This window comes from Aminobacterium sp. EBM-42 (assembly GCF_001896635.1).
Classification (GTDB): Bacteria; Synergistota; Synergistia; order Synergistales; family Aminobacteriaceae; genus Aminobacterium; species Aminobacterium colombiense.
Genome location: NZ_MPPC01000023.1, coordinates 77,623 through 88,697, shown reverse-complemented (window position 1 = coordinate 88,697; position 11,075 = coordinate 77,623). Strand labels below are relative to the sequence as shown.

The following is an 11,075-nucleotide window of genomic DNA, read 5'->3' as shown; positions in this document are numbered from 1 at the left end:
CTGCTATAGGTTTTCCCAGCTCTTGAATCCCTTGCCCAGAACTTCTGATGCATCATTGACAGACATAAAGGCTTTGGGATCCTTTGCGGCCAGAAAGTGTTTCAATGTTACCATTTGCCGGGGCTCTAGCAGAGCCAGCAACACTGTTCTCTCCTGCCCCGAGAAACCGCCCTCTCCCTGGAGCAACGTAACTCCCCTGCCAAGATCCTTCGTGATGAACTCAGAAATTTCATGGGGATAATTCGTAATGATAAACACCTGCTTGCGCCGGTCAAAAGAACGGGACGTATTATCCACCACTATACCGTAAACATAAAGCGCGACTACTCCATAGATTGAAGCCTGAATGCCGACAATGAAGGCAGAAAAACCCAGTATTAACGTATTAACACAAATAGAAAACTGCCCCATTTCAATTCCGTAACGCTTACGTAACGCCATTCCCGGAATATCTATGCCGCCGGTAGATCCACCTGCTCTGAAGATAATACCCGTTCCGAGTCCCTTGATAACACCTGCAAGAACCGCCGCCATAAACTTATCCTCCAAGTTTAGCTGAGGTATAAACTCAAAGACCTTAACTAAAAAAGCAATAAGGGAAACAGAGTAGCCTGTCCAGATGACAAAACGAGGTGATAGTTCCCGCCATGCCCAGGCCATCAGGGCGCCGTTAGCTGTGAGAAGCACCCATGCCGGAGAAATTCCCCATATGTAGTTGGAAAGAACAGAAAGTCCCGCTACGCCGAGGTCGGGGAAACGATTTGGCATTACAAAAACCACCATGGCAAAAGCTATAAGCACATCTCCCGCCGTAACGGCAAGAAAGGTTCGCCACTCTTTTCGAATACCGAAAACTAAACGAAAAAAAGATTCTTTTAGAAATCCTTGAAAAAAGCCTTTCAATCACCATATCCTCCTTACTCTTTCATTTATTCTAGAAATGAGCAATCACTGTAACGCAGTGTCTTTGCAAAAGCAATAGACTTCCATATTTGATATAATAATAGGGTTGCAACAACAGAATAGAAAGGATGTGAGGCCGTGTTCATACCCCTGGAAGGTCAGGGAATAATTTCCGCAGAAAGAATCGTCGCCATTGTTCGCCACGGGGACGAAACGGCCATTTACATGAAAGACGGATCTGTAACCGCCACCGGCTTTAAACCAGAAACCCTGTCTAGACGATACCGTTCTTTCGTAAAAGAATCAAGGCGCAAAGCTTCTGAATTTAAGCAAAAGCTCCAAGGAGGAGGTCCCATATATGACAACATCGGCTAAACAGTACACGGCTAAAGATATTCAGGTGCTCGAAGGCTTGCAAGCGGTTCGGAAACGCCCTGGAATGTACATTGGAGACACAGGGCCCAGAGGCCTTCATCATCTCGTGTACGAAGTCGTCGACAACTCGATTGACGAAGCCATTGCCGGCTATTGCGATAAAATCTCTGTCGTAATCTATGAGGATGAAAGTGTTTCAGTAGCGGATAACGGGCGAGGCATCCCCACCGAACCCCATCCTTCAAGCGGCCGTCCTGCCTCTGAAGTGGTACTTACTATTCTTCATGCTGGGGGCAAATTCGACAATCAGGCCTACAAAGTGTCTGGCGGCCTGCATGGAGTGGGAGTTTCTGTGGTCAATGCCCTCTCAGAATGGCTCGAAATCACTATTCAAAGGAATGGTCTGTCCCGTACTCAGCGTTTTGAGCGGGGAGTACCCGTTACAGACCTTTCTGAGGGTGAACCTTCAACCAAGACAGGAACATATGTGAGGTTTCATCCAGATACAACAATCTTCGAAGAAGTAAGGTTTTCAGCAGATATTTTATCGGGCCGTCTGAGGGAAATGGCTTTTTTAAACCCAGGTCTTGCCATAACTCTGGAAGACCACCGCTCTGGCAAATGTGTAGAATTCCACTACGAAGGCGGTATTAAAACCTTTATAGAATACCTGAACAAGGGGAAGACCCCTCTCTTTCCAGAACCAATCGTAATTGCCGGTGAAAAAGACGGCGCTTCTGTCGAAATAGGGATTCAATACAATGACGGCTACCTGGAGCGCATATTTGCTTTCGCCAACATGATCCATACTATTGAGGGCGGAACCCACGTCGCAGGCTTTAGAACTGCTTTGACCCGCGCTGTCAACGAAGTTGCCCGTCGGGCCAAGATCCTTCGGGAAAAAGACGAGAATCTTTCTGGCGAAGACCTTAAGGAAGGGTTGACCTGCGTTCTCTCTATTAAGTTGTCCAATCCCCAATTTGAGGGACAGACCAAAACGAAGCTGGGGAACAGCGAGATTAAGGGCATCACGGACTCTGTCGTTTACGAGGGCCTCCTCGCTTATCTGGATGAACATCAGGAAGTTCTGAAGCCGGTGGTGGAAAAGGCCATTCGAGCCCGACAGGCAAGGGATGCCGCAAAGAAAGCAAGAGAGCTGGTGCGAAAGACAGCCATGACCGGAATGAACCTTCCAGGCAAACTTGCTGACTGCTCAAGCAGAGATCCTCACGTCTGCGAAGTGTACATCGTTGAGGGAGATTCTGCTGGAGGCAGTGCCAAACAGGGACGGGACAGAGGTTTTCAGGCCATCCTTCCTTTACGGGGAAAGATACTGAACGTAGAGAAAGCCCGTTTTGATAAAGTGCTGAGCAATAACGAGATCAGAACTATCATTCAGGCTCTGGGATGTGGAATAGGAGAAGATTTTGACCACAGCAAGCTACGCTACAACAAAATAATCATCATGACAGACGCTGACGTTGACGGAGCCCACATCAGCACGCTTTTGCTCACCTTCTTCTACCGTTACATGCAAGACCTTATTGATAAAGGGCATCTCTATCTTGCCCAGCCTCCCCTGTATCGCGTACAGCGAGGGAAGAATGTCACCTACTGTTATAGCGAGAAGGAACTGCGGGACATTGTCGATTCCACTCCTGACTCAAGAAGAGCCTCAGTGCAGAGATATAAGGGTTTAGGCGAAATGAACCCCGACCAGCTCTGGGAAACGACCATGGATCCCCAGAACAGGGTCCTCAAGCGGATAGAAGTTGAGGATGCAATGCTGGCGGATGAATACTTCAGTATTCTCATGGGCGACAAGGTTGAGCCCCGCCGCGATTTTATTGCTGCCCATGCTCACGAGGTAAGGAACCTCGACATCTAATATTATGAAATGATTATGGTCAACAAAGGGGCGCTCTGAACAGAGCGCCCCTTTGTTTTTATTTATTCAGCAGCGCCTCAATGGATTGTTTCTTCCAGAAACCTCATGAAATTACCACCTATGATCTTTACAACCTCTTCTTCACTGTATCCGCGGGCCAGCAGCTCCGCCGTAAATTCTACACATTGGCCATATCCTTTGATGCAATCATAGTTAAGGTGGGGGCCAGGTTTTGAGAAATCCCTCATCTCATCGCAAAAGTCAAAGCCAAGCCCTATATGTTCTATCCCTACAAGGTTTCGAATATGGTCAACATGGTCAGCGAGATCTTTTTCATTGAGAAGTTTTTTTTCGGGGTCTCCAACAAAGGAACTGCACACATTCATCCCCAGAACGCCTCCGCGGGAAGCAAGCCTTTGTATAAAGGCATCAGGAAGATTGCGCATGGTGAAAGTGAGATTTCGGCAATTTGAGTGGGAAGCCATGACTGGCCCCTCGTAAAAGGCAAAAAGATCTTCCACTCCCTCATCGTTGAGGTGGCTGATATCAATGTACATTCCCAAGTCTACGGCCTTACTCACTACTTTGAGCCCAAAATCTGTCAGGCCGCCTTTTCTGCCTTCCTGGACGGGGCTGAAAAAACATCCGTCAGCAGCATAATTTCTGCGGCTCCACGTAAGGCCTGCCCCACGAACCCCCAATTCATAAAAGATTCGCAACAGGGAGAGGTCGTTCCCTATAGGTTCAAGACCCTCAAAAGAAAGAAGAATGGCAAGCTCACCCTTTTTATGAGCCTCTTTGATCTCCTTTGTATTGCGGCAAATAGAGAAAAGCCCAGGACTCTCCTCGATTTCTGAATAAAGGGCGCTTACAAGATCAAGGGCCCGGCGAAGGCCCATCTCTGGCAGAAACTCATCTGGGATAAAAAGGGATGAAATAACAAGCCCCACACCACCCGCCCGCAATGAGGGGAGATAGTCTTTTTCTATCACGTGGGTTTTTCCTTCCTGTCGTTTTGCCAAAACAAGGGGAAGCAAATCGAAGTGGGCATCCACAACAAAATTATGCTTATGGAGTTTTTCTGCCTGCTTTAAACAAAAAGTCATATCTTTTTTTGGGCAATCGTTCATAAATAATGCCTCCGTTTTATAGGTACATGACTAGGGATGCGAAGTGTTTTTCCCTTAAATTATAGCCCCTCTCGCAAACATTGTTGTATAGTATGTTTATATTATGTTCATTATGGAGGTGCGTCATGCAATTAATCAATGACCCATCACTCTTCAAAGGTCAGCCCCATGTTCGAGGTTTTATGCTTTTTGAAGACACGGATCTCCCTGAAGAGATAACATCATACAGTCATTTAGCCTCTCAGTGGCGCAAAAAAGGTTTTCTTCAGTTCGTCCCAAAGGTAAAAGAACCTGAACAGTGGATTGCCGTTATCGGGTTAGGAAAAAGACCTGATAAGAAATCGGCACAAAACTCCCTCTGCCGGAACATGACCGCTGAATTCGTAAGAAAAGGAACGGCTATGCAGCTCTCATCTTTCATTCTCGACTTGCCGGAAAAGCCGGATGCCTGGGTAAGCAGAGCCATAGCAGAAGGAGCAGTTCTTGGAAATTACCGCTTTACCAAATATCGCACCACCGATCCTTCCCCGGCTGCTCAATGTGAACGTTTTTGCCTTTGCAATGGCGACGCCAGGGCCATGGACCACGGAAGACTTGCGGCAGAAGCTCAGGTTTACGCCCGCAATCTGGCAAATGAGCCTGGGAACGTTATTTCCCCCCTTACTATGGCTTCCTTTGCTAAAGAGATAGCGACACGTCACGGCATGGAGATTACCGTATTTGATGAGCATGAGATTCAGGAAAAAGGTCTTCACGCTCTTTGGCATGTTGGAAAAGGGTCTAAGACTCCCCCGCGACTTGTTCATATGGAGTACAGGCCAAAAGAAAGACCCCTGGGGAAAATTGCCCTTGTGGGGAAATGTGTCACCTTTGATAGCGGGGGACTTTCTCTTAAAACAAGTGAAGGCATTATGACCATGAAGGGCGATAAGTCCGGCGCCTGCAACCTATTAGGCATAATGAACATTCTGCCTGAACTGAACTGCCCTTACGAAGTACACGGACTTTTTGGCGCAGTAGAGAACATGCCCGACGGAAATGCCTATAGGCCTGACGATATTATTAAAGCAATGAATGGCAAAACTATCGAAATAAAGAACACCGATGCTGAGGGGCGTGTTACCCTTGCCGACATGCTGGCCTACACTTCCACTCTCAAACCCGATGGAATAATAGACATGGCAACTCTCACAGGAGCAGCCACTGTAGCCTTAGGCAACTATACTGCCGCCCTGATTTCCGACTGGGATGATTTGAGCGCGGATATTTTAGAAGCCGCAGAAAAGGCCGGAGAAAGATTTCACCGCTTCACTATGGATGATGAAAAACTTAGGGAGCAAATAAACACACCCAATGCCGATGTGGCAAACACTGGCGGCCGAGGCGGCGGAGCCATAACTGCCGGAATGTTCTTAAGAGAATTCGTTGATCCCCAAATCCCCTGGGTCCATATGGATATCGCCTCTGTAGATTACTACGACAAGGATTTTGATTGCTATGCCTTTGGCGCTTCAGCCTTCTCTCTCAGAACATGTCTTGAATATCTTATGAAACCTGTCTTTAAATAAAAAAAGACGTGTATTCTTTCAGGGAATGACGCATGTTCCCGTCTCGCCCTCTCGTGGGCTCTGAGCAGATCATGGAGTTGAGAACCGCTTCTTCCGCGGCTTCCACCACAGCCCTGAAGACCATGTCCATATTATTTTCGTTGAACATCTCAAGAGCGCAGACCGGGGCCGTTTCATAGTGAAAAAATCGATTGGCGGTAGAAAAAGCTAAAGCTATTTCCCCGCTTCCATTTCCTATATAGGTTCCCGTTCGTGTAATCCCGACGGAAGAACGGCGGCACAGTCGTTTCAGCTGCCGTTCTGTCATGGGGATATCTGTGGCAATAACAACAATGACAGAGCCCCGATCTTCCTGGGGCGGTTCAATAGAGGCTATCTTCTGCCCTACTTTACGGCCATCCACCAGCAAATCTCCCATTTCTCCAAAGTTGGAAAGAACAAGAACGCCAAGGGTAAAAGCCGCCCTCTCAACCTGGATGATTCTGGAAGCAGTACCTATGCCCCCTTTCAATTGATAACAGGACATGCCGCATCCAGCCCCCGCAGCCCCTTCTTCAAACTCCTTGTTTGCGTTGGCTATAGCTGTCAGTACATGTTCTTTTCGTACGTGAAGTCCCTGGATGTCGTTAAGAAAACCATCGTTACACTCACAGACCACAGGATTCACCGTGCCGGTTTCCCGGCCGATATCACGGTTATCTTTTAGCATATAACGAACGAGAGCTTCAGAGACGGTGCCGGTATTTAATGTATTGGTGAGGAGAATTGGCGTTTCGATAGTGCCCATTTCCTCTATTTGAATGAGTCCCACTGACTTCCCAAAACCATTGATAATGTGACACGCAGCAAAAAGCTTTTCTCTAAATAAATTCCCTTCATGGGGTATCACCGCTGTAACCCCTGTATTTATGCCTTCTCCCCTAAGGGTGCAGTGCCCTACCTTTACTCCCGATACGTCTGTAATGGAATTGAGGGCTCCCCGTTTCATATGACCTACATGAATGCCATAATCGGCGATACGCTTCTGACCGAGCATCTCTTTCCTCCCCTTTCCAGGCAAAATGGCGAATGTAGTACTCGCACCAGATGGGTACCACGTTTATAATCATTAACAGATATTATAATATATTGTTATAGAGGTGATCTCTTTGAAAATCTATATCAGCGTAGATATGGAAGGCGCCACTGGAATAGTAAGCTCTCTTCATGTAGTGGATAGTGCCCCGGTGGAATATGCTTTTGGGTGCAAAATGCAGCTCCATGACCTGCGAGCGGTAATAGATGGAGCCCTGGAGGCAGGAGCTACAGAAATCATTGTAAACGATTCTCATGAGCGTATGATCAATGTGGACGTTTCTTCACTCCCAGAAAAAGTCCGCCTTGTTTCAGGAAGCCCTAAAGCCCTCGGCATGATTGAGGGAACTGAGGGCTGCGATGGCATCTTCTTTGTAGGGTATCATGCCATGGCTGGAACGTCCGGCGCTATTCTAGACCACACCCTTTCAGTCAACACAGTCTTCAATGTCAAGCTCAACGGCACACCTGTGGGAGAAACAGGGCTCAACGCCGCTGTCTGCGCGGAAAAGAACATTCCTATAGCCCTCGTTACGGGGGATAAAGCCGTTTGTAGGGAAGCTCAGAAGCTTCTTGGTGAAGATATTACAATCTGTACTGTAAAGGAAGGGCGATCGAATAGCTGCGGCATTCTCTTGCCCCCCTGCGAAACATATCCTCTTTTAAAAAATGCGGCTAAAGAAGCCGTATCGTCCATTCGTGCCCGCAAGGCCCCTGTTCTGAAGATCTCTTTGCCCTACTCCCTCGAACTTACATTTAAACATACTCGCCAATGTGACGAAGTATCCTATATTCCGGGAGTCAATCGCATTGATGGACGAACTGTGATGATGAAAGGTGAATCCATGGAAGAAATGAGGCGATGGATAAGTGCGGCAACATCCCTGGCAGAGTCTGTCAGACTTTAACCTTACTTTTTTCGTTTCAATTCAGATTGTCCGGCTTCCTATAGAACTGACACTCTGCCGCGGGCACTCATTTTTAACACTTTAGTTCTCTGGTGTGACGATGGGCTCCTTTCCTAGTCTCTGGAATAGCAGTTCATACAAATTATCAACGTCTTTTTTTCTCAGACACTGGATAAGCCTTTCGTGGCTTTCCACACTGGCTTTCATCTGCCATTCTTTATAAAGCCACCTGTGAAAAGAACATCCAATCTGGTAGGAAAGGTTTCTAAGCATCTTTTTGGTCCAGTAGCAGTCATCTTTTGCCAGTGAATGAAGATGCATATGAAAGGCCATTTCTTTTTCGGCAAATTCAAAACCTTTCTCATCACCCTGAAGAGAGCTCTCCATTATCATTCGCAATTCTTTATTCAGGGCCTCTGCCCGGTCTAGCTCTTCGTCGCTAGGCCCTCCAAGGGCAATTATAGATTCGAAAAGGCTATGTTCAAGGAGGGTGCGCAATTTGTTGATTTCGAAAAATTCCTGTTCACGAAAGTCAGCAACAAACCATCCTCTGTATTTAACAGAGACGATCAACCCTTGCTCTTCCAGCTCCTTCAAAGCTTCACGAATCGGCGCTCTGCTTATTCCCAATATTCGTGAAAGCTCTCTCTCACTTACTTGATCGCCGCAACACAAGGTCCTGTTTTTAAAGATCTTATCCCTGATATGGGAAATGACAAGGCCTTTTAGCGGTTTCCCTGCATTGGAAAGACTGTTCTTCTCTTTTACCATGATCCCTTCCTCCATTTTATTTGGCCAGAAAAGGATAGATCCGCAGTATGACAGACTTGCCCGCCTGCCCCTAGAAACCATCCCAGACAGCGGGCAAGTCCTGTCGCCTTATCAGAAATATCTTTTTAAACGCAGCCTTAAATTTCGAGAAAATAGACCTTACAGTAACATTGACTTTTTTTATTACCTGACAGTTTCAAGCACTGTTCTATATACCAGTTCAAGGCGCTCTTCCGGTGTAGAAGGATCTATAACGCAGCCTGGCCCCAAAATTACTCCTTTTCCACCGCTACGACCAGCTACTTCTCGAACTTCCGCGACCACTTCTTCATTATTTTTGCTAAGCCATTTTTCACCCCAGCTCAGTCCTCCAACAAAGACCTTGTCGCTATAACCACGAACTTCCTCCATGGAGGGACCATCGTCCCGGTCGTGCCAGCTAAGAGCCTGAACGGGATAATCCTGTACCTCCCGAATCATAGCGTTCGCACCGTGGAGATGCAAGACATTGAACCAGGTGGAATTCTTAACGCCATTCAATACCTCTAAGTCATATTTTTTTACGAAGGCATCATGGGTTTTATCATCAATAAGATTCTTTGTGGACATTTGAGTGGCGAAGAAAAGGCCGTCAGTTCCAAGAGCAACTGTAGCTTTTACAAACTCAATAGTTGTCGCCGTAATGATTTCAAGAGCTTTCCTGACCCTTTGGGGATCTTCAGCAATATGCTTTACCAAAAGCTGTGGGCTGCTCAACTTGACAGCAGTTGTCATGGGGCTGAAAACCGTCTGTAAAAAGGGAAGTTTTTCGTCCATCATTTCGAAAAGGATGCGCTGGGCTTCCAGAACTATGGCATATTCACCGGCAGTTCCTGAAACATAACGAATGTTGTCCCAATCAGAAACCTTTTCGATCACGGGCTTTTGCGCCACAGGGGCGTCTACAAAACCGGGAAAAACATTAAGATCCATCCCGTAGTCAATAGTGGAGTACATTCCAAAAGGCATGAACTTAATGAAATCCAAATCATACTTCTTCTGATAGGCAAGGCTGAGCTCAGCCAGACGTCGAGGATGGCGATCCCTGTTGGGAAAATGCATCCACATACTATAAGGAAGTCTATCTGTTTCCTTGAAAGCAAGCGTACTTTCAATGCGCTGCCTGTGTGTCATTGGCATTCTATAAAACCTCCTGCATTAAATTAAAATTTAGAATCTGCAAATAAAGAATTTTCACCTTACTGGTTCATATCAAGCACAAACTGTACAAAAAGAGCAGCCCCGTAAGGAAGAGCTTCTTCCGGAAAGACAAAATTGCCGTTATGGTAAACAGGATCAGGCTCATTCGGTTTCCTTATTCCCAGGCGGGCGAAAACCCCCTCTGGAACGATTTCGAGATATCTGGAAAAATCCTCAGAACCCATGGCAGGAATATCAATGTGTTTCACCCTATCTGATCCCACCACTTTTTCCGCGCTTCCACGAACTATCTCTGTAACCCTGGGGGAGTTTGCCAATGGCGGAACACCATAATGGTAATCAAGCTCTGCCTTACATTTGTAAGTAGAAGCTATATTTTGAACGACGTCTAAAATACGCTTTTCTATGGAGTTTCTCGTCTCTGCGCTCTGACAGCGGACAGACCCGGAAAATTCTACTGCTTCGGGGATAATGTTCTTTGCCGTTCCTCCATGGATCTCACACACAGAGATCACCACGCTGTCTATGGCATCTATCTGCCGGGTAATGATGCTCTGGATTGCCATCACAGAATTCGAAGCTGCCAGAATAGGATCGCAGCCAATTCGGTGAGGATAGGCACCATGAGCGCTTTTCCCAGTTATCCTAACAGTGAAGAAATCAGAAGAGGCCATGGCAGGCCCTCCTCTAAGGGCTATTTCTCCCACATCATAGGATGGGTGCCCATGGAGGCCCAGAATATGGTCCACCTTGGGATTCTCCAGAACGCCCTGCTCGATCATATACTTCGCTCCACCAAGATTTTCTTCTGCTGGCTGAAAGAGAAGCTTCACCGTTCCTGAAAAATGTCCTTTCAGGGATACCAGCACTTTGGCAGCTCCCAGCAGCATTGCCGTATGGCAATCATGACCGCAGGCATGCATAACGCCCGGAACAACAGATTTATCTGGCACATCAGCTGTTTCCTGAATTGGAAGGGCATCCATGTCGGCGCGAAGAGCTGTAACGATCTCTCCACCAGACTTTTCTCCCTTTATGATCCCAAGCACTCCCACATTTTTTTCAAGGGGGATCATCTCTATTCCCATGGTCGACAGCTCAGATTTTACAAATGCCGTAGTTTCATATTCCTCCATCCCCAGCTCGGGATGTTTATGGATTTTGCGTTTTACATCGACTATATACTCTTTTATATCGAGAGTTTTTTGAAGTATTTCTGAAATCAACACTACCCCGCCTTTCTAAAAATACTGTGTTT

Annotated in this window: 10 protein-coding genes; 4 read left to right on the top strand and 6 right to left on the bottom strand. The window is 46.8% G+C overall.

Annotated features, from left to right (window positions below):
- Nucleotides 1-3: 3 nt before the first annotated feature.
- A complete protein-coding gene (locus BUC50_RS06305; protein WP_013049023.1) occupies nucleotides 4-903 on the bottom strand; it encodes a YitT family protein in 900 nt (299 codons plus the stop codon).
- 138 nt (nucleotides 904-1,041) lie between these two features.
- Here BUC50_RS06305 and BUC50_RS06300 point away from each other — a divergent pair, with 138 nt between their 5' ends.
- A complete protein-coding gene (locus tag BUC50_RS06300) occupies nucleotides 1,042-1,278 on the top strand; it encodes a hypothetical protein (protein ID WP_013049024.1) in 237 nt (78 codons plus the stop codon).
- Entirely contained in the window at nucleotides 1,262-3,166 is a 1,905-nt protein-coding gene (gene gyrB, locus BUC50_RS06295) for a DNA topoisomerase (ATP-hydrolyzing) subunit B (RefSeq protein ID WP_013049025.1), read from the top strand. Before BUC50_RS06300 ends, gyrB begins: the two co-directional genes overlap by 17 nt.
- A 77-nt stretch (nucleotides 3,167-3,243) precedes the next feature.
- On the opposite strand, the gene BUC50_RS06290 is transcribed toward gyrB, so the two are convergent.
- Complete coding sequence (locus BUC50_RS06290) at nucleotides 3,244-4,296, bottom strand: dipeptidase (protein WP_273313009.1); 1,053 nt, start codon at nucleotides 4,294-4,296, stop codon at nucleotides 3,244-3,246.
- A 125-nt stretch (nucleotides 4,297-4,421) separates the two neighbouring features.
- Here BUC50_RS06290 and BUC50_RS06285 point away from each other — a divergent pair, with 125 nt between their 5' ends.
- Complete coding sequence (locus tag BUC50_RS06285) at nucleotides 4,422-5,864, top strand: leucyl aminopeptidase family protein (RefSeq protein ID WP_013049027.1); 1,443 nt, start codon at nucleotides 4,422-4,424, stop codon at nucleotides 5,862-5,864.
- On the opposite strand, the gene BUC50_RS06280 is transcribed toward BUC50_RS06285, so the two are convergent.
- Nucleotides 5,857-6,900: a DmpA family aminopeptidase gene (locus BUC50_RS06280; RefSeq protein WP_213700048.1), complete on the bottom strand. Its 1,044-nt coding sequence runs from the start codon at nucleotides 6,898-6,900 to the stop codon at nucleotides 5,857-5,859. The genes BUC50_RS06285 and BUC50_RS06280 overlap by 8 nt on opposite strands.
- Nucleotides 6,901-7,012: 112 nt before the next feature.
- Here BUC50_RS06280 and BUC50_RS06275 point away from each other — a divergent pair, with 112 nt between their 5' ends.
- On the top strand, nucleotides 7,013-7,846 hold the full coding sequence (locus BUC50_RS06275) for a M55 family metallopeptidase (protein ID WP_013049029.1): 834 nt from the start codon (nucleotides 7,013-7,015) through the stop codon (nucleotides 7,844-7,846).
- Nucleotides 7,847-7,927: 81 nt separating this feature from the next.
- Here BUC50_RS06275 and BUC50_RS06270 read toward each other — a convergent pair whose 3' ends face one another.
- From BUC50_RS06270 to BUC50_RS06260, 3 genes are all read right to left on the bottom strand, one after another.
- Nucleotides 7,928-8,617 carry a GntR family transcriptional regulator gene (locus BUC50_RS06270; RefSeq protein ID WP_013049030.1) on the bottom strand — a complete coding sequence of 230 codons (690 nt, stop codon included), beginning with the start codon at nucleotides 8,615-8,617 and terminating at the stop codon, nucleotides 7,928-7,930.
- Between the two features lie 183 nt (nucleotides 8,618-8,800).
- Nucleotides 8,801-9,796: a uroporphyrinogen decarboxylase family protein gene (locus BUC50_RS06265; protein WP_013049031.1), complete on the bottom strand. Its 996-nt coding sequence runs from the start codon at nucleotides 9,794-9,796 to the stop codon at nucleotides 8,801-8,803.
- A 59-nt stretch (nucleotides 9,797-9,855) separates the two neighbouring features.
- Nucleotides 9,856-11,046, bottom strand: coding sequence for a M20 metallopeptidase family protein (locus BUC50_RS06260; RefSeq protein ID WP_244392404.1), 1,191 nt, complete (start codon nucleotides 11,044-11,046; stop codon nucleotides 9,856-9,858).
- Between the last annotated feature and the right edge of the window lie 29 nt (nucleotides 11,047-11,075).

Coding starts and splice junctions, on each gene's coding strand:
- BUC50_RS06280 (WP_213700048.1), bottom strand. CDS start 6,900: ATGCTCGGTCAGAAGCGTATCGCCGATTATGGCATTCATGTAGGTCAT.
- BUC50_RS06270 (WP_013049030.1), bottom strand. CDS start 8,617: ATGGTAAAAGAGAAGAACAGTCTTTCCAATGCAGGGAAACCGCTAAAA.
- gyrB (WP_013049025.1), top strand. CDS start 1,262: ATGACAACATCGGCTAAACAGTACACGGCTAAAGATATTCAGGTGCTC.
- BUC50_RS06265 (WP_013049031.1), bottom strand. CDS start 9,796: ATGCCAATGACACACAGGCAGCGCATTGAAAGTACGCTTGCTTTCAAG.
- BUC50_RS06290 (WP_273313009.1), bottom strand. CDS start 4,296: ATGAACGATTGCCCAAAAAAAGATATGACTTTTTGTTTAAAGCAGGCA.
- BUC50_RS06285 (WP_013049027.1), top strand. CDS start 4,422: ATGCAATTAATCAATGACCCATCACTCTTCAAAGGTCAGCCCCATGTT.